Raw genomic sequence first — 26032 nt, forward strand, 5'->3', positions numbered from 1 at the left:
TTTCCTTACGCTCGCCTGGTGAGCTTGTGGACCTCTCTGGAACCTGCTTCCGCGACTGTTGCGCCCGGTGATGAGACGCGGGTGCGCCTGCGGCTGCGCAATACCGGTGATGTGGTGGACGAGTACCGCTTCGAGCCGGTGGGGGAGGTGGCGCCGTGGACGACGGTCGAGCCGGAGACCCTGCGGCTGTATCCGGGGACGACGGGGACGGTGGAGCTGACGTTCGCGCCGCCGCGTTCGCCGGATGCCGCGGCGGGGCCGACACCGTACGCGGTGCGGGTCACGCCGACCGAGCATCCGGAGGCGGTCGTCGTTCCGGAGGGCAATGTGACGGTGCTGCCGTTCACCGAGGTCCGGGCGGAGTTGGTGCCGCCGGTCGTGAAGGGCCGGCTGCGGGGCCGGCCCCGGCTCGCGGTCGACAATCTGGGGAACACCCCGCTGACCGCGTCGCTGACCGGCAGTGACAGCGGTGACCGGCTGTCGTACGACCTCCAGCCCGGCAACGTACGGATCGAGCCCGGCCGCGCCGCGTTCGTCAAGGTGACGCTGCGGCCGAAGGAGATCCGCTGGCTCGGCGGGCAGCAGGAACAGCCGTACGCACTGGCGATCCAGCGGTCCGGTACCGAACCGCTGCCGGTGGAGGGAACGTTCCTCCAGAGCGGGTTCCTGCCCCGCTGGCTCGCCGGGGTCCTCGGAGCGTTCGCGGCGGCTGCCGTGGCGTTCGCCCTGCTCTGGATCACCCACGATCCCGGCGTGATGACCCGGGCTGCCGACCGGACCACCGAGGCCGCCAACGTCCTCGACCCCCCGCCATCCGATCCGCCCACCGTGGAGCCGCCCCCGCCCTCCCAGGAACCGGAACCCGAGGTCGTGATCCCCGACCCGCCGGTCCAGCAGGAGCCGGAGGACGACAGCTCCGGCGGCGGTGGCGGCGAGGAAGAGGAGGAAGAGGAAGACCCCGTGGTCCCGGTCGAGCGGGTCATGCTGAAGAACGTCAGCACCGAGCGGTGCGCGGACATCCCCGGACCGGAGCCCGAGTTGGACTACCAGGTGGAGCAGCACCGGTGCCGGACGGACCAGCAGAGCCAGCTGTGGGACCTGGAGGTACGGCTCACCGACGCGGGACCGGAGGGCCGGCCGCTCTTCCAGATCCGCAACGTCTGGGCCGACTACTGCATGGACCTGCCGGGGCTCGACGCAAGCGAGGCCGGACAGGAAGTGACCCAGTACAGGTGTGTCGTCAACACCGATGACAACCAGCTGTGGTGGCTCGACCGGCAGAGCGAGAACACCTACTGGGTGCGCAACGCCAAGAGCGACGATCTGTGCCTGGTCGTCGAAGGCGAGGACGCGGACACCGTCGACTACCCGCTGAGCCTCGGCGACTGTGCCGGCTCGGAGCACTCCGCCTGGCTCATCTTCGACTTCGAGAACAACAGGTTCCTGTGAGGACGCCCCGGGCGGGGGCCGGCATCACCAGCTGCCCTCGCCCGGCACCAGCCGTCCCGCCTTGCGGTACTCGCGGCGCGCCCCCTCCAGCAGATCGGCGGCCGTGACCTTGTCACCGCGTCCGGCGGCCAGATAGGCGGCGGTCACCACCGCGCTGCGGATGGCGCCGCCGGCCAGCTCGAACGCCTCGCTCAGCGGGGTGAGTTCGATGCCGTCGGTGTGCGGGACGTGCGTGAGGCTGTGCTGCCACAGCGCCAGCCGCTGCGGCCGGTCGGGGAACGGGAAGTCGATGACCAGGTCGAGCCGCCGGGTGAACGCCTCATCGACATTGGCCCGCAGATTGGTCGTGAGCAGGGCGATGCCGCTGAACGATTCCAGCCGCTGGAGCAGATAGGAACTCTCCATGTTGGCGTACCGGTCGTTCGAACTGGTCACCGCCGACCGTTTGCCGAACACGGAGTCGGCCTCGTCGAACAGCAGCACCGCGTCGGTGCGGTCGGCCTCGGTGAAGATCCGCTCCAGGTTCTTCTCGGTCTCGCCGACGTACTTGTCCACGACGGACGACAGCTGGATCACATAGAGGTCCAGGCCCAGTTCGGCCGCCACCACCTCCGCCGACAGGGTCTTGCCGGTGCCCGAGTCGCCCGCGAACAGGCCCAGCACGCCCCGGCCGCGTCCGCCGCCGGCGCTCAGCCGCCAGTCGCCGAGGACCAGATCGCGGTGGCGGGCGCGCAGCGCGAGTTCGTGCAGCTGGGTGAGCGGCTTCTCGGGGAGGACCAGGTCGGTCCAGCTCACGTCGGGGCGGATCCGCCGGGCGTGCCGTTCGAGACCGGACGCGGACTGCTGCTGGGCGGCGCGGCGCAGATGGCCGGCGGTGAGCGGGCCGCCGTCGAAGCCGGCCATCTCCCGTGCGGCGCGCGCGGCGCGGGTGATCTGCTCGCCGCCGAGGTGGTACGGGGCGACGGTGGCGGCGAGATCGAAGCCGGGGCCGGCGTCCGGCGCGCCGATCGCCGCCGACCAGGCGTGGTGGGTGGCCGAGCGCGGCCGGGGCAGCTCCAGCACCAGCGGGTCGTCCCGGCACCACTCGGCGTCGTACGGGCGCCGGTCCGTGACGAGGACGGCGACGTCGGTCTGGGTGGTCAGCGCCCGCAGCATGGCGTGCGGCGGGTCCGGGAGGCCGGGTACCGCGAGGGCGTGGCCGGCCAGCCGTGCCTCGCGCAGGACGTCGGGCACCCCTTCGGCGGGGCCCGTGTAGTACAGGGCCCGGGTCCCGGCGGCGTGGACGGCGGCGGCCACGTAGGCCGGGCCGTCGCCCTCGCGCTGTTCGCGCAGATAGGTGATGCGGCCGGGCGCCAGCCGGCCGGCCAGCCGGTCGATGAAGCCGGTGCCGTCGTCCGGGGCGGGGAGGGGCGCGGCCGGCAGGTGGCCGGCGAGCGACGGGTCGGGGGTGTCGTCGCCGAGCAGATGGCCCACCACGCGGTCGGGGACCCGCAGGGCGCGGCTGAGCAGCGGGCGTTCGGGGTCCTCGACGGTGAGCAGGCCGAGCGCCGTCAGCGGGGCCGAGGGGTGGAACCTGGCGCGGGCCGTGGGGTGTTCGGCGGGCAGCCCGCACAGGTCGAGGGCGAGGCCGATCGAGGCGCGGCGCCGGCTGACGTCGTCGTTGAGGTAGCCGTACAGCGGCTCGAAGGTGCGGTCGATGTCCGGGGCGAGGGCGATGAGGAGGAAGGCGGTGTCCAGCTCGGTCAGGCCGAGGCGGCCGGCGAGGGCGTCGAGCCGGTCGCCGGACGCCGCCGGCGCGCGCGGCGGCTGCCCCGGCGCGTCCGGTCCGGGCTCCGGGCCCGCCTCCGGCTCCCGTTCCGGCCGCGCGTCCTGCGTCGCTTCCGTGTCCCGTTCCGCGTCGGGCCCGTCCTGCGGCCCGTCCTGGGGCCCGTCTTCCGGCCCCGGCCCGGGGTCCGGGCCGTTGAGCCGGGGGCGGCGCAGCAGGAACCGCACCGTTTCGTCGGGGAGGTAGAGCCCGCGCATCGGGTCGCCGGCCGTCGGGTCGTCGGCGGACTGTCCTTCCACGAGCAGGGCGACGCAGGCGCGCAGCCGGCCGAGGCGGGCGAGGAGCACGTCGGCCGGGCCGGGGTGCGGGGCGGCCCCGGGGTGGGCCGGGGGCCGGGTGGGGGTGTCGGTCACCGGACACCGCCCCGGCGCAGCCGGCGCAGTTGCCGGATGCGTCCCGGTTCCGGGGATGCCGGGCCGGTGCCCGGGCCCCGGGGAGCGGTCGGGGCGAGGGCGGGCCGGTAGTTGCGCTCGTCCTCGGCCGCCGGGCCGGGGTGCCGGCCCCGGACCCGTACCGCCACCTCCGTGATCGGCGGGGCGAGCGGGTACTCCTGGGCGGGCGGGAAGGGCGCGGTGATGGTGACGTCGACGGACGGCTTCAGCTCGCCGCCGAGCGCCGACCAGATCTCCGCGAGCGAGCGGGACTCCCCGTGCGGGCCGGCCACCGTCATCGGGACCGGCAGGCCCAGGGAGCGCAGGCCGTCCGGGAGGTCACCGGGGGTGATGCTCTCGCGCGGCAGCAGGGTGGCCAGCACGGCGGACAGCAGCCGGTGCTCGTCCTCGGGGCGGGTGGTCCAGGCGGTGACCAGGTACGACAGCCGCAGCCAGCGGGGCGGCTCCAGGCGTTTCACGGTGACGGCGCGCTCGTCCCGTACGGAGATCTCGCCGCGCCGGCGGCGGGTGGTGTCCTCGCGGATGTCGTACAGATAGGCGTTGATCACCGGCCCGTTGCGGCGGGCGGCCCAGTCGCGGCTGGGTACCTCGAAGGAGACCTCGATGCCGGAGTCGGCCAGCGGTCCGCCCAGGAGCAGTCCTTTGAGGGTTTCGTCCACCTCGTGGATCACTGTCGTACTCCCGCAGTTCCGCGTCGCGCCCGTACGACTCCATCGTGGCGGGCGGGCACCGGGCCCGCCCAGGGGCGCCGGTGCCGAGCCACGGGCAGGTGCCCTGCCCCCGGGGGCAGGGCACCTGCCCGGGGCCTGCCGGTGCCGGTGCTGGTTCAAATGTAGCCCTCCCGGAGCGCGTAGGCGACGGCGTGCGCCCGGTTGCGCAGCTGGAAGCGGGTGGTGAGCCCGTGCATGATGTTCTTGATGGTGCGTTCGGAGTAGGCGAGTTCGCTCGCGATCTCCCCGGTGTCGAGGCCGTCGGCGACCAGCCGCAGCACCTCCGCCTCGCGTGGGGTCAGCCCGCTGGTGGGAACGCCGTCCCGGCCGGCCGCCGACCGGTGCAGGGCGCCGACCTGGTTGATGAGCCTGCCGAGCAGGTCCCCCGGTAAATTGCCGTCCCCGCGCGCCGCCGCGACCACGGCCTGGACGAGCTGCTTCTCGGTGGCCTCGCGGCGCCAGACGATGGCGCTGATGCCGCAGGCGACCACGTCGAGCAGCTCGGCCTCGCGCAGGGTGCCGACGACCAGGACGGCGCGGGCGCCGTCGCTGCGGGCGACGCGGCGCAGCAGTGTGAGGGTGGGGCCGTCGAGGGTGTCGGCGATGAGCAGGACGACGGTGCCGGGTTCGAGGCCGGTGTCCTCGCGCAGTTCTATCTCGCGGTGGCGTCCCAGCAGGCTGACGGCGCCTTCGCGGGAGAGCGGTTCCGAGGTGTGGACGGTGACGGGGACCCGGGGGCCGGTGCGTTCCTCGGGCTGGGGGCGGCGGGGGGTGGGGAGGCCGGGTGCGGTGACCTGGCCGGTATCGGGGGTCGGGAGTCGACTGGGCAACAGTTTTCCCTCGGAGTGGTGCGTGAGTTGGGGTGTGGGGGCAGAAGCGCTTCTGTTCGTATGACGTTGCGACTGAGCGGTTCTGTTGCGCGGCATCTCACCACGGCCTCGCGGAGGTACCGCGCAGGGCCGGGTGTGTCGTCCGATCATGTGCCCGGGAGGGCACGGGAGTTGCGCTTCCCGGCCGCTCGGTCGGGCTGTGGGGGCGGTGACAGGCACCGGAAAGTGAGTGGTTGCCCATTCACTCTTTGGTGACGAGAGTGATTGAACATTCACTCATCAGAGGTGTCAAGCCGGGCCCCGACTGGCAACAACGCTGTTCCACCGGGCACTTGCCCGGCCAGGATCGGTGAATGTACGGTCACTCACATGCCCACGGAGCGCACCCTCTCCACCGCCGAGCACCGCCGGACGATCGTCGTGAGCAGCGCGATCGCCACCTTCGCCCGGCACGGCTTCCTGGGCACCCGCATCGCGGACGTCGCCCAGCACGCCGGCATCTCGCCGGCGTACGTCTCCAAGCTGTTCTCCTCCAAGGAACGGCTCTTCGTCGCCGCCCTCGACCTCTGCTACACCCGGATCGTGGAGGCCCTCGAACGCGGCGCGCGGCAGAGCGAGGACCCCTCACCCACCGGTCTGCTCCTGGGCATGGGCGGCGCGTACGCCCGGCTGATCGAGGACCGCGACCTGATGATGCTCCAGGTCCACGCCCAGGCGAGCACCGACCGCCCGGCCGTCGCCGAAGCGGTCCGCCGGGGCATCGGCCGGGTCACCGACTACGTGATCGCCCGCTCCGGCGCCGGAGCCGCCGACATCCAGTACTTCATGGCCTTCGGCCAGCTGTGCCACCTGCTCACCAGCGTCGACGCGTTCTCCGTCGACGAGAAATGGGCCGACGTCCTGACCGACAGCCTGCGCCACTCCAAAGCCGCCCACCGGGCCCGGCTCGCCGCCGAGCAGGAGACGGCCTGACCCCGCCCCCCCCGTACCGGGACGGCGACGCCCGGCGGCGCGGACGCCGCCTGGGCCGGTGGCCGGTGTCAGCCGGCCGTCAGCCGGGCCACCGCCGCCGGGATCGCCGTGGCGCCGTTGACCAGGTTCAGGGTGAGGCCCGTGGTGGCCGGGGTGTCCAGCAGCGCCGCCAGCACCGCCGCCACGTCGTCGCGGGTGATCTCGCCGCGCGGCGCGTCCGGGGAGAGGTCCACCAGGCCGGTGCCCGGCGCGTCGGTGAGCCGGCCGGGGCGCAGGATCGTCCAGTCCAGACCGGTCCGCGCCCGCAGGTCCGCGTCGGCGGCGGCCTTGGCCCGCAGATAGGCCGCGAACACCGGGTCGGTGCCGGCCGGGGGCTCCTCGTCCACATTGATGGCGGACACCATCACATAGCGCCGCACCCCCGCCGCCTCGGCCGCGTCCGCGAGCAGCGCCGCCGCCGCCCGGTCCACCGTCTCCTTGCGCTCCGCGCCGGAACCCGGGCCCGCGCCGGCCGCGAAGACCACCGCGTCCGCGCCCTCCAGATGCCGCGTCAGCTCGGCGACCGAGGCCGACTCCAGGTCGCACACCAGCGGTTCGGCCCCCGCCGCCAGCAGCGCCTCGGCCTGCTCCGGCTTCCGGATCAGACCGGCGGGCCGGTCCCCGCGTGCGGCCAGCAGCCTTTCGAGGCGCTGGGCGATCTTTCCATGTCCTCCGGCGATGACTGTGCGCATGCCGTCGAGCTTGGCACACTGAGCCGGTGTTCACGGAAGACCTGATACCGGTGGCGTCCGGACCGCCACCCGTCGAGCTGTACCTCGCGAGCACCGCCGGCCCGCCCGACCGGACACTGCTCGTCCTCCACGGCGGCCCCGACTGGGACCACAGCTATCTGCGCGAGCCCCTGGACCGGCTCGCCGGCACGCACCGGCTGCTGATGCCCGATCTGCGCGGCTGCGGACGTTCCACCCGCGGCCTGCCGGACGACCAGTACACGCCGGACGCGGTCGTCTCCGACCTCGTCACCCTGCTGGAGCGCACCACCGACGCCACCCCCGTGGACGTCCTCGGCTTCTCCTACGGCGGACTGCTCGCCCAGCTCCTCGCGCTCACCGCCCCCGACCGGGTGCGCCGGCTGATCATCGCCTCCAGCAGCGTCCTGCCGCCCCCGCCCGGCGGGGCCGGGCCGCGGTTTCCCGACGACCCGGCGCTCACCGGGCCCGCGCTGACCCGCGCCGCCGCGTTCGCCGGGGCGGAGCAGGACGTGTGGAGCGCGGACCGGCGCGCGGAGTACCGCGCGCGCCTGGCGCGGGTGCGGTTCTCCGCCGAGTGGCTGCGCGCCCTCCGGGCCGGCCGGTTGCCCTCGCCCCGGGTGCCGGACGCCGCCCACCGGCTGGCCGCGCTCGGCACCCCGCTGCTCCTCCTGCACGGCGCGCACGACCGCACGTTCCCCGCCGGGCTGGTCGCGGACACCCTGCCGCTGATCCCCGGCGCGCGCGGCGTCGTCCTGCCGCGTGCCGCCCACATGGCGCACATCGACCAGCCGGAGCCGTGGCTGGCCGCGGTGGCTCAGTTCCTGGAGTCCAGCTGACGCGGCAGCTCCGCCAGCGGCCCCGACGGTGATCCGCAGTACTCCCGTACGGCGCTGGTCCTGGCCACCACCCGGCCCCGGTGGATCACCACCCGGCTGTAGGCCAGCGACAGCGCCCCGGGCAGGTTCTCGCCGCGCACCGCCAGCAGTTCGGCCGGGAAGCCGGGCTCGATGCGCACCTTCGGCAGTCCGAGCACGGCGCGCGCCGCCGAGCTGACCGCCCGGTACGCGCCGAAGGTGTCGCAGGCCCCGCGCACCGCCAGCAGATACGCGGCCTCCAGCGGATCGCCGCGCCCGACCGGGTTGCCCGCGTCCCGGACCGCGCCGCTGCCGGCCGCCACCGTCACCCCGGCGGCCAGCAGCGTCCGTACCGGCGGGGTCGGCGGCCAGGCCGGGCGGCGCGGCGGCAGGGCGGCGCACGGGGACTGCGGCAGGCAGCTCACCGCCACCCCGGCCGCCGCGAGCTGGTCGGCGGCGCGGGCCGCGCCCTCCGGCGGCAGCAGGGACAGGCCGGTGCACGGGCCGAGCGTGACGGCGGTGCGGCAGGCCCCGGCGGCGGTCACCAGCCGGGCGAACCTGGCCGGGTCGTCGGCGTCGGTGTGCAGGTCGATGGGGCAGTCCCGGTCGTCCGCGATGGCCAGCACGATCTCCGCGTACCCGGCCGGGTCCGGGTCGAGGTCCGGGCAGCCGCCGAGCGTGGTGCCGGCGAGCTGGGCGGCCTCCGCGAGCTGGGCGCGGTTGTCCGCGCCAGCCAGCCCGGTCAGTACCCGGGGCGCGGCCACCGGCTGGAGTTCGGCGAGCCCGAGGAGCGCCCGGCGCGCGCCCTGGGCGGCCTCCAGGGCGCGCAGCCCGAGGACGTCGCCGATCCTGATCTGGCTGCGCTGGGCGGTGGCGCCGTGGCTGAGCTGGAGCAGCGCGGCCTCGATGATGCGGCGCCGCAGCCGGTCCGGTTCCTCCGAAGGGGGTCCGCCACCGCCGCTGGTGAGGGCCGTGTCGTGGTGGGCGTGCGGTTCGGCGGGGGCGGGCAGCAGCAGATAGCCGCCCAGGTCGAGGCGCTGGGTGCCGGGCGCTGCGGCCAGGCTCCCGGGGGTGCCGACGGCCTCGACCCGGCCGCCGCCGAGGCGGACGTCCACGGTACGGCCGTCGGCCAGCCGGGCTCCGCTGAGCAGCAGTGCGCTCGTGGTGGCGGCGGCAGCGGTGCGGTCGCGGTGGTCGGGCACGAGGCGAGGCTAGTTCGCCCGGGGTGGTTGGGTGGGGAAGAAGCCATTAGTCGTACTGCTGTGGTTTCCGGGGACTTGGGTGGTGTTGGGCGGGCTCGGGGTGTCCCTGAACGGATTTCGTCTTCGGCCCCGGAGCGTGTAATCTCTTTCTCGCTCGCCCCAATAGCTCAGTCGGCAGAGCGTCTCCATGGTAAGGAGAAGGTCAACGGTTCGATTCCGTTTTGGGGCTCTGAGATGTGAGGTCTTCCTCCTGAGGGCGGGAGCCGCGCAGCTCGTGGCGGCGTAGCTCAGTCGGTAGAGCAAACGGCTCATAATCGTTGTGTCACCGGTTCAAGTCCGGTCGCCGCTACTTCACTCCGAGTAGCCGATTGCGGGGTCGGTCCTCCGATCGGCTACTCTTCCCTGTGTTGAACCCGTCCATCCGTCAAGGAGCACTCACGTGGCTGCCACCGACGTCCGCCCGAAGATCACGCTGGCCTGCGTGGAGTGCAAGGAGCGGAACTACATCACCAAGAAGAACCGGCGCAACGACCCGGATCGTCTTGAGCTGAAGAAGCACTGCCCGCGCTGCAACGTCCACACGGCGCACCGCGAGACCCGCTGACTTGTCACTGTGCGAGGCCGCCCCCGGTTCTTCGGGGGCGGCCTCGCGTGATTTCTGGGAGGTTGACGGCCCGATGGCCCTGGACCAGTCCTTCACCGGGCGGACCTATCCGCCGACCGAGCCGTACGAGGTGGGGCGGGAGAAGATCCGCGAGTTCGCGGTGGCGATCGGGGACGCGAACCCGGCGTACACCGACCCGGCCGCCGCGCGGGCGCTGGGGCACCCGGATGTGATCGCCCCGCCGACGTTCGTCTTCTCGATCACCTTCGCCGCCGCCGAGATGGTGACCCAGGACCCGAAGCTGGGCCTGGACTACAGCCGGGTGGTGCACGGTGACCAGAAGTTCCGCTACAGCCGTCCGGTGGTGGCCGGCGACGTGCTCACGGTGACCTCGGTGATCGAGTCCGTGAAGTCGATGGCGGGCAACGACATCCTGGACATCCGCGGCGATGTGCACGATGCCGCGGGCGAGCATGTGGTGACCGCGTACACCAAGCTGGTGGCGCGCGCGCCGGAGGAGGACAAGTGACCGCGCGGATCGCGTACGCCGATGTCGAGGTGGGTACGGAGCTGCCGGCCCGTACGTTCCCGGTGACCCGCGCCACGCTGGTGCGGTACGCGGGGGCCTCGGGGGATTTCAACCCCATCCACTGGAACGAGCGCTTCGCCAAGGGCGTCGGGCTGCCCGATGTGATCGCGCACGGCATGTTCACCATGGCCGAGGCAGCCCGGGTGGTCACCGACTGGGCCGGGGATCCGGCGGCCGTGGTGGAGTACGGGGTGCGGTTCACCAACCCCGTGGTGGTGCCGGACGACGACACCGGGGCGGAGATCGAGGTCTCGGCGAAGGTCGCGGCCAAGCTGGACGACGAGGCGCGGACGGTGCGGGTCGATCTGGTGGCGCGCAGCGCGGGCGTCAAGGTGCTGGGGCTGTCCCGGGCCGTGGTGCGGCTGGCCTGAGCGGGCCGGCATCGCCTTTCGTCGCCCCCGTTGACAACATAGTGATTGGTCAATAACTTTCTCGTATGGCCAGGGACAGCGGCAGGATGACGGCTCAGGAGCGGCGGACCGCCGTCATCCGCGCCGCCGTCACCGAGTTCGCCAGGGGCGGCTACGCGGGAACCACCACCGCCGCCATCGCCCGCCGGGTCGGGGTCTCGCAGCCGTATCTCTTCCGGCTGTTCCCCGACAAGCGGGCGATCTTCCTGGCCGCCGCCGACCACTGCACGGCGGAGATCCGGCGCGCCTTCGAGCGGGCGGGCGAGGGCCTGGAGCCACGGGCCGCGCACGACGCGATGGCGGAGGCGTACACCGGGCTCACCGCCGATCGCGACAAGCTCATGTTCCAGATGCAGATGTACGCCGCGGTGTACACCGCGGAGTCGGACGGGGACGAGGAGTTCGCCGCCCGGATCCGCGCGCACTGGAACGAGCTGTTCGAGGCCGTGCATCTGCGGCTGGGGGCGGACGGCCGGGAGACCGCCGACTTCCTCGGTACCGGCATGCTCATCAATGTGCTGCTCGCGCTCGGCTTCCCGGCGGACCATCCGCTGTGGGTCGCCTGCGGGCACGACCATCCCGGCAAGAGGCGCTACGGCTGACCCGGCGACCCCCGCCGGCGCCGCCGGTGGGGGCACCCGTCTGTCCATGAAAGTTATTGATCAATCACTAGATTCCCTGGGGGGAAGATGTCCGACACCCGGCACTCACCGCGCCGTCCGCGCGCGGTCGTCGTGTGGACCCTGCTGCTCACCTCGGCCGCCACCTTCATGGCGTCCCTGGACAACCTCGTCGTCACCACCGCCCTGCCCATCATCCGCGAGGACCTCGGCGGCGACCTCGCCGCGCTGGAGTGGATCGTCAACGGCTACACCCTGCCGTTCGCCTGCCTGCTGCTCTTCGCCTCCGCGCTCGGCGACCGCTACGGCCGCCGGCGGGTCTTCGCCTCCGGCGTCGCCCTCTTCACCCTCGCCTCGGCCGGCGCAGCCCTCGCCGGCTCCACCGACGCGCTGATAGCCGCCCGTGCCGTCCAGGGCGCCGCCGCCGCTGCGCTCATCCCGCTCAGCCTCACCCTGATCTCCGCCGCCGTCCCGCCCGAGCGGCGCGGCGCCGCCTTCGGGATCTGGGGCGCGGTCAACGGCCTCGCCATCGCCGGTGGCCCGCTCGTCGGCGGCACCATCACCGAACACCTGTCCTGGCACTGGATCTTCTGGCTGAACATCCCGATCGGCCTGCTCGTGCTGCCCCTGGTCCTGACCCGGCTCCCCGAGAGCCGCGGCCCCGTCAAGCGGCTCGACGCGGTGGGCACCGCACTGGCCAGCGCCGGCCTCTTCGGCGTCGTCCTCGCCATCGTCCGCGCCCACGAGCACGGCTGGACCTCCACCACCGTCCTGGCCGGCTTCGCGCTCGGCGCGGTCCTGCTGTACGCCTTCGTCCGCCACGAGTCCCGCACCCCCGAGCCGCTGCTGCCGCTGGGCCTCTTCCGCTCCCGCGCCTTCACCGCGATCAACATCACCAGCCTGCTGATGTACGCCGGGATGTTCGGCTCGATCTTCCTGCTCACCCAGTTCCTCCAGCTGATCATGGGCTACTCGCCCATGGAGGCCGGGGTGCGGATGCTGCCGTGGACCGCGATGCCGATGATCGTCGCCCCGCTGGCCGGCGCCCTCACCGACCGGATCGGCGGCCGGCCCGTCGTCGCCTCCGGGCTGCTGCTGATGGCGATCGGCATGGGCTGGTTCGCGCTGTACGCCGATCCCGCCGTCTCGTACGCCGGCATGGTGCCCGCCTTCATCCTGTGCGGCATCGGCATGGCCATGTTCTTCGCACCGTCCGGGGCGATGGCGATGGGCGCCGTGCCCCCGGGCATGCAGGGCATCGCCTCCGGCGTCAACAACTCCGCCCGCGAGGTCGGCGGCGCGCTCGGGGTCGCCGTCCTCGCCTCGGTCTTCGCCGCCCGCGGCGGCTACGCCTCCGGCCAGGAGTTCACCGACGGCCTGGTCCCGGCGCTGTGGGTGGCCGTCGGGCTGCTGGTGGTCTCGGCCGCCGTCATCACCTGGCTGCCCCGGCGGGAGGACGGCCGGCCGGGACCCGTGCCCGGCGAGACCCCCGGCGCCCGGCCCGCCGACCGCGTCCCGGCCTGACCCGCCCCGGACCGTTCCCCGTGCGGGGGAACGGTCCGGGCGCCGGCCGGGCCGTATTCTGGGCGGGTGCTCGAAACCACTGAGACCGCCGGTACCGTCCTCGCCGATCTGACCACTTTCCGGCTCGGCGGCCCCGCCGACCGGCTGGTCACCGCGAGCACCGACGCCGAGGTCGTCGCCACCGTCGAGGAAGCCGACGCCACCGGCACCCCGCTGCTGATCATCGGCGGCGGCAGCAACCTGCTGATCGCCGACGAGGGCTTCCGCGGTACCGCCCTGCGCATCGCCACCACCGGCTACCACCTGGACGGCACCCGCCTGGAGCTGGCTGCCGGCGAGGTGTGGTCGGACGCGGTGGCCCGCACCGTCGAGGCCGGGCTGGCCGGCATCGAATGCCTGGCCGGCATCCCCGGCTCGGCCGGCGCCACCCCCATCCAGAACGTCGGCGCCTACGGCCAGGAGGTCTCCTCGGTCATCACCGAGGTCATCGCCTACGACCGCACCGAGCGCCGCACCGTCACCCTGCCCGCCGCCGCCTGCGGCTTCGGCTACCGGCACAGCCGCTTCAAGGCCGACCCGCACCGGTACGTCGTCCTGCGGGTCCGCTTCGCCCTGGAGGACGCCGGCGGGCTCTCCGCCCCCCTCGCCTACCCCGAGACCGCCCGCGCCCTCGGCGTCGCCGCCGGCGAGCGGGTGCCCGCCGCCACCGCCCGCGCGACCGTCCTCGCGCTGCGGGCCGGCAAGGGCATGGTCCTCGACCCCGCCGACCACGACACCTGGTCGGCCGGCTCCTTCTTCACCAACCCGCTGCTCACCGACACCGACTTCGCCGCCTTCCGGGAGCGGGTCGCCCAGCGGCTCGGCCCCGGCACCGAGCCCCCCGCCTTCCCGGCCGGCGAGGGCCGCACCAAGACCTCCGCCGCCTGGCTGATCGACAAGGCCGGCTTCACCAAGGGGTACGGCACAGGACCGGCCCGCATCTCCGGCAAGCACACCCTCGCCCTCACCAACCGGGGCGGCGCCACCACCGCCGATCTGCTCGCCCTCGCCCGCGAGGTGCGCGACGGCGTGCACGCCGCCTTCGGCGTCACCCTGGTCAACGAGCCGGTGACGGTCGGCGTCAGCCTCTGACCCGTCCCCGCTCCCGCACGCCGTCCGGCCACCCCCGGGCGACGGCCGCCGAGACGGTCCGGGCACCGCGCCCGGGGAACGCTCCTCGGCGGGGACCCCCGGTACCCACCCACGCATCGGCTGTGGGCCGCCACGGCCCGCGGGAGGGAACACAGTGCGCTCGCACAGGACCCGGCGGCGCGTGCCGCCCGACCAGCAGCGTGCCCGGCGCCCGGCGGCCCCGCCGCCCGGCCCGGCCGTGCCGCGCGCGGAGGTGGCCGGCGGACACGGCGGGATCGCGACCCGGGCCGGCGGCCGGATCGTGGAGAAACCCACCAACGCGGTCGAACGCGCCTTCTACGCCGCCCTGCGCGCGGGCCGCCACCCCGGACTCCTCGGCGTGCTCCCGCGCTCCTACACCGCCGCCGAGGTCCGCGCCCTGGACGGCCGGGACGGCGCGGGCGACGACACTACCCACGTCTACCTGGCCCATCTGACCCACGGCATGACCCGGCCCCGGGTCCTCGACATCAAGGTCGGCTCCGCCACCGCCAGCCGCCGCGAACTGCTCACCTCCATGTCCCGGGCCCGCGCCCGGATCAAGAAGACCCGGCTGACCCTCGCCGACCGCATCACCGGCTCGGCTACCCGCGGCTACCGCGTGGTCGGCAGCACCGGGCTGTGGCGCGGATCCCGGCTGGCGGTGGGACGCGCCTCCGAGGAGATCGTGCGCGGACTCTCCCTGGAGCCCGGCGTCTACGAAACGCTCGCCGCCCAGCTGGAGCGGATCCGCACGGCCGCCGCCGGCACCGGTCTCGCCTTCCTCGCGGCGAGCGTCCTCATCGCCGTGGACGAGGACCCGTACGCGGCCGACCCGGCGCGTACGGTCCGCACCACGCTCGTCGACTTCGCGCACACCTTCGGCCCCGACACCCAGAGCCCGGGGCAGGTGGCGAAGTACCGGGACCGCTTCGACGCCGGCCTGGCCCGGCTGATCGAGGACGTCCGGGCCGCAGGCGAGGCCAGACGGCGGGCCGAGCGCAAACGCGGCAGCTGACCCGGGGCGCAGGGACCGGGCCCTGCGGTGGTCCCGCCGGCTACAGCGCCAGCCACTCGTCGATCTCGACCATGATCTTCTCCTGCACGTCCCGGGGCGCCGCCGACCCGCGCACCGACTGCCGGGCCAGCTCCGCCAGCTCCCGGTCCGAGAAACCGTGGTGCTCGCGCGCGATCTCGTACTGCGCCGCCAGCCGCGCCCCGAACAGCAGCGGATCGTCCGCGCCCAGCGCCATCGGCACCCCGGCGTCCCACAGCGTGCGCAGCGGGACGTCCGCCGGCCGCTCGTACACCCCGAGCGCCACATTCGACGCCGGGCACACCTCGCACGTCACCCGGTCCCGGGCCAGCCGCTCCAGCAGCCGGGGGTCCTCCGCCGCCCGCACCCCGTGGCCCACCCGGGAGGCCCGCAGATCGTCCAGGCAGTCCCGGACGCTGGCCGGGCCCGACAGCTCCCCGCCGTGCGGCGCGGCCAGCAGCCCGCCGTCCCGGGCGATCGCGAACGCCCGGTCGAAGTCGCGGGCGAAGCCGCGCCGCTCGTCGTTGGAGAGCCCGAAGCCCACCACGCCGTGGTCCCGGTAGCGCACGGCGAGCCGGGCCAGGGTGCGGGCGTCCAGCGGATGCTTCATCCGGTTCGCGGCCACCAGCACCCGCATGCCCACCCCGGTGTCCCGCGAGGTGACCCGCACCGCCTCCAGGATGATCTCCAGCGCCGGGATCAGCCCGCCGAGCCGGGGCGCGTACGAGGTCGGGTCGACCTGGATCTCCAGCCAGCGCGCGCCGTCCCGCAGGTCCTCCTCGGCCGCCTCGCGCACCAGCCGCTGGATGTCCTCCGGCTCGCGCAGACAGGAGCGGGCGATGTCGTACAGCCGCTGGAACCGGAACCAGCCCCGCTCGTCCGTGGCCCGCAGCCGCGGGGGCTCGCCGCCGCGCAGCGCGTCCGGCAGGTGCACCCCGTACTTGTCCGCCAGTTCCAGCAGGGTGGAAGGCCGCATCGAGCCGGTGAAGTGCAGATGCAGATGGGCCTTCGGCAGCAGCCGGACGTCACGCACACGATCCATCCAGGAATCTTGCCGCATTGCGCCGTCCGGCCGGTAGCCGCGTCACCCGAACGTGAGCCCGCTCCGGTGGCTCAGACCGCCTCCGCCAGCAGCTTCTGGAGCCGCGAGACGCCCTCCACCAGGTCGTCGTCACCCAGCGCGTACGACAGCCGCAGATAGCCGGGCGTGCCGAACGCCTCACCCGGGACCACCGCGACCTCGGCCTCCTCCAGGATCACCTCGGCCAGCTCCACCGAGGTGGCCGGACGCCGGCCGCGCAGTTCCTTGCCGAGCAGCGCCTTGACCGACGGGTACACGTAGAAGGCGCCCTCCGGCTCCGGGCACACCACGCCGTCGATCTCGTTCAGCATCTTCACGATGGTGCGCCGGCGCCGGTCGAACGCCCGGCCCATCTCGGCCACCGCGTCCAGGTCCCCGGAGACCGCCGCGATCGCCGCCGCCTGGGCGACGTTGCTCACATTGGAGGTGGCGTGCGACTGGAGGTTGGTGGCGGCCTTCACCACGTCCTGCGGGCCGATCAGCCAGCCCACCCGCCAGCCGGTCATCGCGTACGTCTTGGCCACCCCGTTGACGATCACGGTGCGGTCGGCCAGCTCCGGGACCACCACCGGCAGCGAGGAGAACTCGGCGTCCCCGTAGACCAGATGTTCGTAAATCTCGTCGGTGAGCACCCACAGACCGTGCTCCACCGCCCAGCGGCCGATCGCCTCGACCTGCTCGCGCGGGTACACGGCGCCGGTCGGGTTCGACGGGGAGACGAACAGCAGCACCTTGGTGCGCTCGGTGCGCGCCGCCTCCAGCTGCTCCACACTCACCCGGTACCCGGTGGTCTCGTCCGCGACGACCTCCACCGGAACGCCGCCGGCCAGCCGGATCGACTCGGGGTAGGTGGTCCAGTACGGCGCCGGGACGATCACCTCGTCACCCGGGTCGAGCAGCGCGGCGAACGCCTCGTAGATCGCCTGCTTGCCGCCGTTGGTCACCAGCACCTGGGACGGGGAGACCTCGTAGCCGGAGTCACGCAGCGTCTTCGCCGCGATCGCCTGCTTCAGCTCGGGCAGCCCGCCGGCCGGCGTGTAACGGTGGAACCGCGGCTCGCGGCAGGCGGCCACGGCGGCGTCCACGATGTACCCGGGGGTGGGGAAATCGGGCTCGCCGGCGCCGAAGCCGATCACCGGGCGGCCGGCCGCCTTGAGGGCCTTCGCCTTGGCGTCGACGGCCAGGGTCGCGGACTCGGAGATCGCCCCGACGCGGGCGGAGACCCGGCGTCCGGCGGCTGCCGATGCGGACTGTGCGGTGGGTGTCGCTGCGCTCATAGGGGCATCGTCGCAGACGGCGCCCGGCCGCGGCACCCGGGTTGCGGCGGTTGTCCGTTCGACGGGCGGCGATTGACCACGTACACTCTCCACCCAGTGGCGCCGGGTGCGGTAGGTTTTCCCGGTGCCGCGAGCAAAGGGTCGTAGCTCAATTGGTAGAGCACTGGTCTCCAAAACCAGCGGTTGGGGGTTCAAGTCCCTCCGGCCCTGCTACGCACAGCAGGTGGATAGTGGTAGTACGTACCGCAATGCAAGCCGTCCGGGGGACCGGGCGGCTTACGACCATGACCGGGATCAGGTGAGGGCGAGTGGCTGGGATCACGGACTCCGTCGAGACGCCGGAGCCCCGGGGGGACGGCGCCGGCCGCGGACGCGGGCGGCGCGCCAAGCGCGGCCCGCTGGGCAAGCTCGCGCTGTTCTACCGGCAGGTCATCGCCGAGCTGCGCAAGGTCGTCTGGCCCTCGCGGCGCCAGCTGACCACCTACACGTCCGCGGTGATCGTTTTCGTTCTGATCGTCATCGGCATCCTCACCGTGCTTGACTGGGGATTCAGCCGGGTCGTCGAGTACGTCTTCGGCTGACCCCGCTCCGGACGGGGCGCGGCGGGCGCGGACGTGACGTCGTCCCGACACCGCGAGCCGCGGCGATCCCGCCCGGATGTTCCACGTCAATGTGAAGCAGGAAGAAGCAGCCACCGTGTCTGACCCGAAGTCTGACCCGCATCTGACCGACGACGCCGCCGAGGGCGACGACACCGCGCGCGACATCGTCGAGGCAGCGGACACCGTCGACCGGGCCGAGGCTGCCGACGCCGCCGCGGGCGAGCCCGCCGAGTCCGCCGCCGTCCACGCGGAGGACGAGGCACAGGCCGACGGGGACGAGCCCGCCGAGGAGGCGGAGGCCGAGGCCGAGGCCCCCGAGCCCGTCGACCCGGTCGCGCAGCTGCGCGAGGAACTGCGGGTGCTGCCCGGCGAGTGGTACGTGGTGCACACCTACGCCGGCTACGAGAACCGGGTGAAGACCAACCTCGAACAGCGCGCCGTGTCGCTCAACGTCGAGGACTACATCTTCCAGGTCGAGGTGCCGCAGGAAGAGGTCGTCCAGATCAAGAACGGCGACCGCCGCACCATCAAGCAGAACAAGCTCCCCAGCTATGTGCTGGTGCGCATGGACCTGACCAACGAGTCCTGGGGCGTCGTGCGCAACACCCCCGGCGTCACCGGCTTCGTGGGCAACGCCTACGACCCGTACCCGCTGACGCTGGACGAGATCGTCAAGATGCTGGCCCCCGAGGCCGAGCAGAAGGCCGCCGAGCAGGCCGCGGCCGAGGGCGGCGCCCCGGCGGCCGGCCGCCGCGTCGAGGTCCAGGTGCTGGACTTCGAGGTCGGCGACTCGGTCACCGTCACCGACGGCCCCTTCGCGACCCTCCAGGCCACGATCAACGAGATCAACGCCGACTCCAAGAAGGTCAAGGGCCTGGTGGAGATCTTCGGCCGCGAGACCCCGGTCGAGCTGAGCTTCGACCAGATCCAGAAGAACTGACAGCGGCCCGTTCCGCTCCGCCCCGGTACCGGGCCTCCACCCCGGTACCGGGGCGCCGCTAGTCTGTGCGCATGCGCGCCCTCATAGTCGAGAACGATGACCGGGTGGCGCGCGCCCTCGCCCGGACGCTGCGGGCCGAGGGGTACGACGTGGAGCGCTCGCGCAGCGTCAGCGAGGCGGCCGAGGCGATCGGCACCGCCGACTTCGAGATCGCCCTGGTGGACCTCGGGCTGGACGACGGCGACGGTGTCGAGGTGATCCGGCTGCTGCGCGACCGCGCCGCCACCGGCGTCATCGCCGTCACCGCGCGCGGCGAGCAGACCGACCGGGTGCGCGGGCTGCGGGCCGGCGCCGACGACTACCTGGTCAAACCGTTCGGGGTGGCCGAACTGCTGGCCCGCATCGAGGCCGTCACCCGCCGGCTGCGCGTGCTGCGCACCGGCCCCGCGCCGCGCGGCACCATCGGCCACGGCGACCTGCTGATCGACCGCGACCGGCACGAGGTCTCCCGGCACGGCGAGCGGCTGCGGCTGACCCGCAAGGAGTTCGAGGTGCTGGTGCTCCTCGCCCGCAACACCGGCACGGTGGTGGAGCGCGAACGCATCCTCGACCAGGTCTGGCAGTCCGCCTGGGAGGGGAGCAGCCGCACCCTCGACACCCATATGACCTCGCTGCGCGCCAAGCTCGGCCCGTCCGCGCGCATCACCACGGTGCGCGGCGTCGGCTACCGTCTTGAGGCCGCCGGCCCGGCGGACGGGTAGCCACCGGTGCGCCGGCGCATCATGGCCGCGCTGCTCCCGGTCCTGGCGCTGCTGGTGGTGGGGATCGGCCTGGCGTACGCGGTGGTGGTGAGCGAGCGGACCACCCAGCAGGTGTTCATCGACCGCAGCGGCGACGCCGTACGGTTCGCCACCCTCGCCGAGGCGGCCATCGCCTCCGGCGAGTGGACCCGGATGCACGCGGAGCTGGACGCCTACCACGAGCTGTACGACTCCCCGGTGTGGGTGCTGGGCCTGGACGGCGGGCTCGTCCACGACCCGGGGCCGGCCCCGCCCGAGGGGCTGGCGGCCAGCGCCGAGGTGCGGCGGGCGTTCGCGGGCGCGCGGGCGACGGAGGCGGCCACCGTGTGGCCCTGGCAGCGCGGCCCGCTGCGGGTGGTGGAGCCGGTGGGCCGGGATTCGCAGGTGACGGCCGTGGTGGTGATCGAGGCGCCCACCGACGGGCTGCGCGCGGCCACTATGCGCCGCTGGGGGACCGGGGCGGCGCTGCTGCTGGTCCCGGTGCTGGCGCTGGTGGGCGCGCTGTGGCCGCTGACCCGCTGGATCCTGCGCCCGGTGCGCGACCTGGAGCGCATCGCGCTGGACGTGCGCGGCGGCGAGCTGGGGGCGCGCGCCCCGGCGGAGCACGGCCCGCCGGAGCTGCGCGGTCTCGCCTCCGCCTTCAACCAGATGGTGGACACGGTGCAGCGCTCCCTGGAGCGGCAGCGGATGTTCGTCGGCGATGTCGCCCACCAGCTGCGCAATCCGCTGGCCGGGCTCCGGCTGTCGGTGGAGAACCTGCGGCCGTGGACCCGGGAGCCCGCGGCGCGCGAGGCGTTCGACGAGGCGGTGGACGGCGCCGAGCGGATGGGGGAGATGTTCGAGGCGATGCTGGCCGCCACCGCGGCGGCCAGCCGGGAGCGGGTGCGCGACAGCGAGGCGTGGACGCTGGACCGGGTCTTCGTCACCGGCCGGCCGCACTGGGACGCGGTCACCGGCGAGCACGGCCTGGCGCTGCGGGTGACCGAACCGCCACCGGGGCTGGCGGTACGGCAGCCGCCCGGCGGTCTGGTGGCGGTGCTCGACGAGCTGGTGGACAACGCCGCCTGGCTCTCGGGCGGCAGCACGGTGACGGTCACCGCGTCGGTGGATCCGGACGGGGCCTTCGGCACGGTGGTCGTGGCCGACGACGGCACCGGTCTGAGCGCCGAGGAGCGGGAGGCGGCCCGCGGCCGGTTCTGGCGGGCGCCGCGCCACCAGAACGTCCGGGGCACCGGGCTCGGCCTGGCGATCATCCACGACGTGGTGGAGGACGTGGGCGGCGAGGTGCGGCTGGAGGAGCGCCACCCGCACGGGCTGCGGGTGGCGGTACGGCTGCCGGTGGTCCGGCGCACCGGCGGCTGAGGCCGCCGCGGGTCACAGCTTCGCCGAGCGGAACCAGTCGGCCGCGCCCGGGTGCAGGGCGATGGGCACGGTGGCGGCGGCGGTGCGCGGGTTGATCTGGTACGCCTCGGGCCGGCTCCGCGCCAGCGCGTCGGCGCCCTCCACGGTGGTGCGGGTGAAGAACCGCGCCGCGTCCGCCGGGAAGCCGGCCCGCACCGCGATCAGGGTGGGGACGGCCAGGGTCACGGTGGTGGCGACCTCCGGGTAGACGGTGCCGGAGATCGTCACCGGCAGATACTCCCCGGGGTGCGCGGAGCGCATGGCCTCCGCCTCGGCCGCCAGGTCCACGAAGTGCAGCGGCGGCGCGTGCTCCAGCAGCCAGGAGATGGCGGGGGTGGGCATCGCCGTGAGTGAGAACACCGCGTCCACCCGGCCGTCCACCAGCGCCTGCGCGGCCTCCTGCTGGCCGAGGTCCCGTACGTCCACCTCGACCCGGGCGGCGTCCATCAGCCGCTGGCCGGTGAACCGGGTGCCCGAGCCCGGCAGCCCGCAGGCGACCGGCCGCCCGGCCAGGTCGGTGAGGGTGCGCAGCCCGCTGTCCCGCAGCGTGACCAGGTGCACCACCGAGTCGAAGATCCGCAGCAGGGCGGAGGTCTCGCCGTCGTGCGGGCGCAGCACGTCCACGTTGGCGTAGGCGAGATCGACCTCCTCGGCCAGCAGCAGCCGCAGATTGTCGACCGACGCCTCGGTGAAGACGACCTCCACGGCGTCCCGGCCGAGCGCGTCGTTCCACAGGGCGACGAGGGCGGCGCCTGATTCGCGGTACGTGGCGCCCTCGGGGCCGGTGGCGAGCTTGAGGCGGTCGATGCCGAGCACGGGGCCGGCGCCGCACATGCCGGCCGTCAGTCCCAGCGGACCGGCGGCCAGCAGCGCGCGTCTGGAGATCCCGCGCGGCGACCCCAATGTCAGATCAACCCCAAATTCTTTCCCGATGCGTTGCTGCGACGCCTGCCCGCCCGCACTGTGATGCGATCCACAGATTAACAGTCACAGGGATGGACGACCCATGACGAATGCTCCGGCCGCAAAACCGAAGAAGCGGATCTACCAGCACCTTTACTTCTGGGTGCTGGTCGGCATCAGTATCGGCATCGGCATAGGACTGGCGGCGCCCGGGGTGGGCGCCGACATGAAGTGGCTGGCCGACCTCTTCATCAAGCTGGTGAAGGTGGTGATCGCGCCGACCATCTTCGCCACCGTGGTGGTGGGCATCGCCGGCATGGGCAACCTCGCCAAGGCGGGCGGCCTGGCCCTGAAGACGGTGCTGTACTTCAACATCACCACCGTCTTCGCGCTGGCCATCGGCCTGGTGGTGATCAACATCTGGCAGCCCGGATCCGGTCTCGGCTACGACATCGAGTCCTTCGACACCTCGGCGGCCGACGCCACCATCGAGTCGGCCGGCGCGACCGACTCCGGCTTCTCCGGGTTCGTCCTGGATCTGGTCCCGACCTCCTTCGCCAGCGCGTTCGTCGAGGGCAAGCTGCTCCAGGTGCTGCTGCTGGCCATCCTGGTCGCGGTGGCGCTGAGCATGCTGGGCTCGCGCGCCGAGGGCATGGTGCGCGGTCTGGACACCTTCGCCAAGACCATGTTCGGCGTCATCAAGCTGGTCATGTGGGTCGCCCCGCTGGGCGCCATGGGCGGGATGGCCTTCACCATCGGCCAGCACGGCAGCGCGATCCTCGGTTCGCTGGCCTCGTTCATGCTCTCGTTCTGGATCACCTGTCTGCTGTTCATCACGCTGGTGCTGGGCGCGGTCTGCCGGATGACCGGCTTCAGCCTGCTGAAGTACGTCCGCTTCATCAAGGACGAACTGCTCATCGTGCTGGGCACCTCCTCCTCCGAGACCGTGCTGCCGCGCATGCTGACCAAGCTGGAGGCCGCCGGTACCCCCAAGCACGTGGTGGGCATGACCATCCCGACCGGGTACTCCTTCAACCTGGACGGCACCGCGATCTACATGTCCATGGGCGCGCTGTTCATCGCGCAGGCCTTCGGCGTGGACGTGTCCATCTGGACCCAGATCGGTCTGCTGGTCTTCATGCTGATCTCCTCCAACGGTGCCGCGGGCGTCTCCGGCGCGGGTCTGGTGACCCTGGCCGCCTCGCTGGCCGCCTTCGACTCGGTGATCCCGGTGGCGGGCATCGCGCTGATCGTCGGCATCGACCGCTTCATGAGCGAGGGCCGGGCGCTGACCAACCTCACCGGCAACGGGATCGGTACGCTGGCGATCGCCCGCTGGACCGGTGACCTGGACCGCGACCGGCTGAAGTACGTGCTGGACAACCCGCAGACCGTCGACGTGGACGAGCTGATGAAGCAGGAGGCGCTGGGCGCCACCACCTCGGCCACGGACGCGGCCGGCGGGAAGACCGAGCCGGCGAAGGAGACCGCGGACCGCGGCGCCTGACCCCCGGCCCCCGGCGGCGGATTTGGGCGGCATGGCGGTACCCGATATCGTGGTGCGGTATGCCTCCGTATGGATGATGTCCGGTTTCCATCGATCCGGTCGATCCGCCGCCGGGGGCTCACAACCTCTCACTCACTGACCCGGAGAGAGCATGCCTCCCAAGAAGAAGAAGGTCACGGGGCTGATCAAGCTCCAGATCCAGGCCGGCGCCGCCAACCCGGCGCCGCCGGTCGGCCCGGCGCTGGGCCAGCACGGCGTCAACATCATGGAGTTCTGCAAGGCCTACAACGCGGCGACCGAGTCGCAGCGTGGCTGGGTGATCCCGGTGGAGATCACGGTCTACGAGGACCGTTCCTTCACCTTCATCACCAAGACCCCGCCGGCCGCGAAGATGATCCTCAAGGCCGCGGGTGTGGAGAAGGGCTCCGGCGAGCCCCACAAGACCAAGGTCGCCAAGATCACGGCGGCCCAGGTCCGGGAGATCGCCACCACCAAGCTCCCCGACCTCAACGCCAACGACCTGGACGCCGCCTCGAAGATCATCGAGGGCACCGCGCGTTCCATGGGTGTCACCGTCGAGGGCTGAGCCCCGTACCACCGTGGCAGGGCCAGGCGCTGGCCCGGACCACGACTCCACAGCATCAGCATTTGAGGAGCAGCAGTGAAGCGCAGCAAGAACTACCGCGGCGCGGACGCCAAGATCGACCGGGAGCGGCTGTACGCCCCCCTGGAGGCCGTCCGGCTCGCCAAGGAGACCTCTTCGCAGAAGTTCGACGCGACCGTCGAGGTCGCCATGCGGCTGGGTGTCGACCCCCGCAAGGCGGACCAGATGGTGCGTGGCACCGTGAACCTCCCGCACGGCACCGGCAAGACCGCCCGGGTCCTGGTCTTCGCGACCGGTGACCGTGCCGCGGCCGCGGAGGCCGCCGGCGCCGACATCGTCGGCTCGGACGAACTGATCGACGAGGTCTCCAAGGGCCGCCTGGACTTCGACGCCGTGGTGGCGACCCCGGACCTGATGGGCAAGGTCGGCCGGCTGGGCCGGGTGCTCGGTCCGCGTGGTCTGATGCCGAACCCGAAGACCGGCACCGTCACCCCGGACGTCGCCAAGGCCGTCACCGAGATCAAGGGCGGCAAGATCGAGTTCCGGGTGGACAAGCACGCCAACCTCCACTTCATCATCGGCAAGGCGTCCTTCTCCGACGCCCAGCTGGTGGAGAACTACGCGGCGGCCCTCGAAGAGGTCACCCGGCTGAAGCCGGCCGCCGCCAAGGGCCGGTACGTGAAGAAGGCGACCTTCACCACGACCATGGGCCCCGGCGTTCCCGTCGACCCCAACCGCACCCGCAACCTCCTGGAGGAGGAGCCCGCCGTCTGACCGTGACGGCCGGCCGATCGCAGGCGCGGTGAGGCCCGTCCCAGCTCTGTCACAGAGCCGGGGCGGGCCTCTTGCATGACGGTCGTACCGGTTAGTGTCGTTCGGGTAAAGCGAGTTCCAACCGATTGTGGGGGATGACATGCGTCCCGTTCGCAAGGCACTGCTGGGGGTCGCCACCGCGGCGCTGCTGGCCGGCACGGCGGCATGCAGCAGCGAGAGCGGCAGTTCGGACGCCAAGGGGAATGGCGGCGACAGCGAGGCCGGCTCCGGCACCTCCGCGCGCAGCGCCTTCGAGGCGCTGACGGCGGCGGCGCGGACCACCGACGAGATCACCTCGGCGGATGTCGTCTCCGTCAGCCGGCAGGGCGGCACCGAGGCCGTTCTCGACGGTTCGCTGTCCTGGGCGGACGGCGTCGAGATGACCGCCGTGATGACCGGCGACGAGTTCGGCTCGGCGCTCGGCGGCTCCGGTGAGATCGACGTCGTGTGGGTCGACGGCGTGATGTACATGAACCTGGGCCCGCAGTTCGCCGCCGAGTCCGACGGCCGGCCGTGGATGTCCATGGACATGGTGGCGCTCATGGAGGAGGCGGGCGAGGAAGGGCTCGGTGCCGCGCTGTCCACCTCCATGGACCAGGGCGCGCAGAGCCCGGCCGAGCAGATGGCGATGCTGCTGGAGTCCGATGACGTCGAGTGGATCGGCGAGGAGGAACTCGACGGCGCCACCGTCAACCACTACAAGGGCACCCTGGCCATCGAGGAGGTCTACGAACTCCAGGGCACCTTCGACGGGCTGAGCGAGGAGGAGCGCGCCTCCCTGCTGGATCTGCTGAGCGAGCAGGGCACCGAGCTCTACGAGCTGGAGGTCTGGCTCAACGAGGACGACTTCCCGGTCAAGGTGAGCCAGTCCTACGACACCGCGATGGGCCCGGCCGAGCAGGAGACCACCTACAGCAACTTCGGCACCGAGGTGAACGCCGAGGCCCCGCCGGCCGACGAGGTCATCGACTTCGTGGAGCTGATGCAGATGCTGGGCGCCGGCTTCTGAGCGCCGCCGCCGGCGGCCGATTTGCCTGACCCGAACGTGTTCGCGTAATCTTCCACGGAAGCCAAAGACCGCTGGTTGTCGCCGTGTCCTCCGGACAGGGTGGCCGAAGGATCCGCTGATCGCGGGCGACCTGCGCAGGTGACTGTGGAAGACCGTGTTCTCGAAGTCTGCCCCGTG

General features: G+C 72.8%; 26 protein-coding genes and 3 tRNA genes. 21 read left to right on the forward strand and 8 right to left on the reverse strand.

Going from position 1 to position 26032, the window contains the following annotated elements:
* The first annotated feature begins 18 nt into the window (after positions 1-18).
* Entirely contained in the window at positions 19-1449 is a 1431-nt protein-coding gene (locus BM385_RS19300; protein ID WP_437438504.1) for an RICIN domain-containing protein, read from the forward strand.
* Between the two features lie 24 nt (positions 1450-1473).
* On the opposite strand, the gene BM385_RS19305 is transcribed toward BM385_RS19300, so the two are convergent.
* The 3 genes from BM385_RS19305 to BM385_RS19315 form a co-directional block, all read right to left on the reverse strand.
* Positions 1474-3627: an AAA family ATPase gene (locus BM385_RS19305; RefSeq protein ID WP_093843834.1), complete on the reverse strand. Its 2154-nt coding sequence runs from the start codon at positions 3625-3627 to the stop codon at positions 1474-1476.
* Positions 3624-4337, reverse strand: a complete 714-nt coding sequence (locus tag BM385_RS19310; protein WP_019433370.1) for a Pvc16 family protein — start codon at positions 4335-4337, stop codon at positions 3624-3626. Before BM385_RS19310 ends, BM385_RS19305 begins: the two co-directional genes overlap by 4 nt.
* Before the next feature lie 155 nt (positions 4338-4492).
* The gene (locus tag BM385_RS19315; RefSeq protein ID WP_019433371.1) at positions 4493-5206 is read right to left on the reverse strand and encodes a helix-turn-helix transcriptional regulator; all 714 of its coding nucleotides are present in this window, start codon (positions 5204-5206) and stop codon (positions 4493-4495) included.
* A gap of 369 nt (positions 5207-5575) precedes the next feature.
* Here BM385_RS19315 and BM385_RS19320 point away from each other — a divergent pair, with 369 nt between their 5' ends.
* Complete coding sequence (locus BM385_RS19320) at positions 5576-6178, forward strand: TetR/AcrR family transcriptional regulator (protein ID WP_019433372.1); 603 nt, start codon at positions 5576-5578, stop codon at positions 6176-6178.
* 68 nt (positions 6179-6246) lie between these two features.
* Here the strand turns inward: BM385_RS19320 and BM385_RS19325 are convergent, their stop codons facing one another.
* Positions 6247-6909, reverse strand: coding sequence for an NAD(P)H-binding protein (locus BM385_RS19325; RefSeq protein ID WP_093843836.1), 663 nt, complete (start codon positions 6907-6909; stop codon positions 6247-6249).
* Between the two features lie 26 nt (positions 6910-6935).
* Between BM385_RS19325 and BM385_RS19330 the strand changes: the two genes are divergently transcribed.
* The gene (locus BM385_RS19330) at positions 6936-7766 is read left to right on the forward strand and encodes an alpha/beta fold hydrolase (protein ID WP_019433374.1); all 831 of its coding nucleotides are present in this window, start codon (positions 6936-6938) and stop codon (positions 7764-7766) included.
* On the opposite strand, the gene BM385_RS19335 is transcribed toward BM385_RS19330, so the two are convergent.
* Positions 7745-8986, reverse strand: coding sequence for an amidohydrolase family protein (locus BM385_RS19335; protein ID WP_093843837.1), 1242 nt, complete (start codon positions 8984-8986; stop codon positions 7745-7747). The genes BM385_RS19330 and BM385_RS19335 overlap by 22 nt on opposite strands.
* 156 nt (positions 8987-9142) lie before the next feature.
* Here BM385_RS19335 and BM385_RS19340 point away from each other — a divergent pair.
* The 9 genes from BM385_RS19340 (at position 9143) to BM385_RS19380 (ending at position 14900) form a co-directional block, all read left to right on the forward strand.
* Positions 9143-9215, forward strand: a tRNA-Thr gene (locus BM385_RS19340).
* Between the two features lie 47 nt (positions 9216-9262).
* A tRNA-Met gene (locus tag BM385_RS19345) sits at positions 9263-9335 on the forward strand.
* Positions 9336-9425: 90 nt separating this feature from the next.
* Positions 9426-9590: a 50S ribosomal protein L33 gene (gene rpmG / locus BM385_RS19350; RefSeq protein WP_019433376.1), complete on the forward strand. Its 165-nt coding sequence runs from the start codon at positions 9426-9428 to the stop codon at positions 9588-9590.
* Between the two features lie 73 nt (positions 9591-9663).
* Positions 9664-10119 (forward strand): MaoC family dehydratase N-terminal domain-containing protein, encoded by a 456-nt coding sequence (locus BM385_RS19355; protein ID WP_019433377.1) that lies wholly within the window; start codon positions 9664-9666, stop codon positions 10117-10119.
* Entirely contained in the window at positions 10116-10550 is a 435-nt protein-coding gene (locus BM385_RS19360) for a MaoC family dehydratase (RefSeq protein ID WP_019433378.1), read from the forward strand. Before BM385_RS19355 ends, BM385_RS19360 begins: the two co-directional genes overlap by 4 nt.
* A gap of 65 nt (positions 10551-10615) precedes the next feature.
* Complete coding sequence (locus tag BM385_RS19365) at positions 10616-11191, forward strand: TetR/AcrR family transcriptional regulator (protein WP_037755831.1); 576 nt, start codon at positions 10616-10618, stop codon at positions 11189-11191.
* A gap of 87 nt (positions 11192-11278) precedes the next feature.
* Entirely contained in the window at positions 11279-12733 is a 1455-nt protein-coding gene (locus BM385_RS19370; protein WP_093843838.1) for a DHA2 family efflux MFS transporter permease subunit, read from the forward strand.
* Between the two features lie 66 nt (positions 12734-12799).
* Entirely contained in the window at positions 12800-13864 is a 1065-nt protein-coding gene (locus BM385_RS19375) for a UDP-N-acetylmuramate dehydrogenase (protein WP_093843839.1), read from the forward strand.
* Between the two features lie 181 nt (positions 13865-14045).
* Positions 14046-14900 carry an inositol polyphosphate kinase family protein gene (locus BM385_RS19380; RefSeq protein WP_093843840.1) on the forward strand — a complete coding sequence of 285 codons (855 nt, stop codon included), beginning with the start codon at positions 14046-14048 and terminating at the stop codon, positions 14898-14900.
* Positions 14901-14940: 40 nt separating this feature from the next.
* Here the strand turns inward: BM385_RS19380 and BM385_RS19385 are convergent, their stop codons facing one another.
* Together BM385_RS19385 and BM385_RS19390 are read right to left on the reverse strand one after the other, a co-directional pair.
* Positions 14941-15960 (reverse strand): adenosine deaminase, encoded by a 1020-nt coding sequence (locus BM385_RS19385; RefSeq protein ID WP_026047360.1) that lies wholly within the window; start codon positions 15958-15960, stop codon positions 14941-14943.
* 71 nt (positions 15961-16031) lie between these two features.
* A complete protein-coding gene (locus tag BM385_RS19390) occupies positions 16032-17276 on the reverse strand; it encodes a pyridoxal phosphate-dependent aminotransferase (protein WP_019433384.1) in 1245 nt (414 codons plus the stop codon).
* Positions 17277-17413: 137 nt separating this feature from the next.
* Here BM385_RS19390 and BM385_RS19395 point away from each other — a divergent pair.
* From BM385_RS19395 to BM385_RS19415, 5 genes are all read left to right on the forward strand, one after another.
* Positions 17414-17486 (forward strand) — tRNA-Trp (locus tag BM385_RS19395).
* 107 nt (positions 17487-17593) lie between these two features.
* Positions 17594-17857: a preprotein translocase subunit SecE gene (gene secE / locus BM385_RS19400; protein WP_026047361.1), complete on the forward strand. Its 264-nt coding sequence runs from the start codon at positions 17594-17596 to the stop codon at positions 17855-17857.
* A gap of 76 nt (positions 17858-17933) precedes the next feature.
* On the forward strand, positions 17934-18818 hold the full coding sequence (gene nusG / locus BM385_RS19405) for a transcription termination/antitermination protein NusG (RefSeq protein ID WP_019433386.1): 885 nt from the start codon (positions 17934-17936) through the stop codon (positions 18816-18818).
* 71 nt (positions 18819-18889) lie between these two features.
* The gene (locus BM385_RS19410) at positions 18890-19579 is read left to right on the forward strand and encodes a response regulator transcription factor (protein ID WP_093843841.1); all 690 of its coding nucleotides are present in this window, start codon (positions 18890-18892) and stop codon (positions 19577-19579) included.
* 21 nt (positions 19580-19600) lie between these two features.
* Positions 19601-20980: a HAMP domain-containing sensor histidine kinase gene (locus BM385_RS19415; protein ID WP_139275207.1), complete on the forward strand. Its 1380-nt coding sequence runs from the start codon at positions 19601-19603 to the stop codon at positions 20978-20980.
* Between the two features lie 12 nt (positions 20981-20992).
* On the opposite strand, the gene BM385_RS19420 is transcribed toward BM385_RS19415, so the two are convergent.
* A complete protein-coding gene (locus BM385_RS19420) occupies positions 20993-21922 on the reverse strand; it encodes a TAXI family TRAP transporter solute-binding subunit (protein ID WP_019433389.1) in 930 nt (309 codons plus the stop codon).
* A gap of 103 nt (positions 21923-22025) precedes the next feature.
* On the opposite strand from BM385_RS19420, the gene dctA reads away from it, so the two are divergent.
* The 4 genes from dctA (at position 22026) to BM385_RS19440 (ending at position 25855) form a co-directional block, all read left to right on the forward strand.
* A complete protein-coding gene (gene dctA, locus BM385_RS19425) occupies positions 22026-23429 on the forward strand; it encodes a C4-dicarboxylate transporter DctA (protein ID WP_019433390.1) in 1404 nt (467 codons plus the stop codon).
* A 151-nt stretch (positions 23430-23580) separates the two neighbouring features.
* Positions 23581-24015, forward strand: coding sequence for a 50S ribosomal protein L11 (rplK, locus tag BM385_RS19430; protein ID WP_019433391.1), 435 nt, complete (start codon positions 23581-23583; stop codon positions 24013-24015).
* 75 nt (positions 24016-24090) lie between these two features.
* Positions 24091-24807 (forward strand): 50S ribosomal protein L1, encoded by a 717-nt coding sequence (gene rplA, locus BM385_RS19435; protein WP_019433392.1) that lies wholly within the window; start codon positions 24091-24093, stop codon positions 24805-24807.
* 139 nt (positions 24808-24946) lie between these two features.
* Positions 24947-25855 carry an SCO4651 family lipoprotein gene (locus BM385_RS19440; protein WP_093843842.1) on the forward strand — a complete coding sequence of 303 codons (909 nt, stop codon included), beginning with the start codon at positions 24947-24949 and terminating at the stop codon, positions 25853-25855.
* Positions 25856-26032 lie beyond the last annotated feature (177 nt).

The organism is Streptomyces harbinensis, assembly GCF_900116145.1.
GTDB classification, from domain to species: Bacteria; Actinomycetota; Actinomycetes; order Streptomycetales; family Streptomycetaceae; genus Streptomyces; species Streptomyces carpaticus.

Bases quoted from the DNA above. Each gene is read 5' to 3' on its own strand.
- BM385_RS19320 (WP_019433372.1), top strand. From the start codon at position 5,576: ATGCCCACGGAGCGCACCCTCTCCACCGCCGAGCACCGCCGGACGATC.
- BM385_RS19325 (WP_093843836.1), bottom strand. From the start codon at position 6,909: ATGCGCACAGTCATCGCCGGAGGACATGGAAAGATCGCCCAGCGCCTC.
- BM385_RS19355 (WP_019433377.1), top strand. From the start codon at position 9,664: ATGGCCCTGGACCAGTCCTTCACCGGGCGGACCTATCCGCCGACCGAG.
- BM385_RS19365 (WP_037755831.1), top strand. From the start codon at position 10,616: ATGGCCAGGGACAGCGGCAGGATGACGGCTCAGGAGCGGCGGACCGCC.
- BM385_RS19370 (WP_093843838.1), top strand. From the start codon at position 11,279: ATGTCCGACACCCGGCACTCACCGCGCCGTCCGCGCGCGGTCGTCGTG.
- BM385_RS19385 (WP_026047360.1), bottom strand. From the start codon at position 15,960: ATGGATCGTGTGCGTGACGTCCGGCTGCTGCCGAAGGCCCATCTGCAT.
- BM385_RS19390 (WP_019433384.1), bottom strand. From the start codon at position 17,276: ATGAGCGCAGCGACACCCACCGCACAGTCCGCATCGGCAGCCGCCGGA.
- nusG (WP_019433386.1), top strand. From the start codon at position 17,934: ATGTTCCACGTCAATGTGAAGCAGGAAGAAGCAGCCACCGTGTCTGAC.
- BM385_RS19410 (WP_093843841.1), top strand. From the start codon at position 18,890: ATGCGCGCCCTCATAGTCGAGAACGATGACCGGGTGGCGCGCGCCCTC.
- BM385_RS19415 (WP_139275207.1), top strand. From the start codon at position 19,601: ATGGCCGCGCTGCTCCCGGTCCTGGCGCTGCTGGTGGTGGGGATCGGC.
- dctA (WP_019433390.1), top strand. From the start codon at position 22,026: ATGACGAATGCTCCGGCCGCAAAACCGAAGAAGCGGATCTACCAGCAC.
- rplK (WP_019433391.1), top strand. From the start codon at position 23,581: ATGCCTCCCAAGAAGAAGAAGGTCACGGGGCTGATCAAGCTCCAGATC.
- BM385_RS19440 (WP_093843842.1), top strand. From the start codon at position 24,947: ATGCGTCCCGTTCGCAAGGCACTGCTGGGGGTCGCCACCGCGGCGCTG.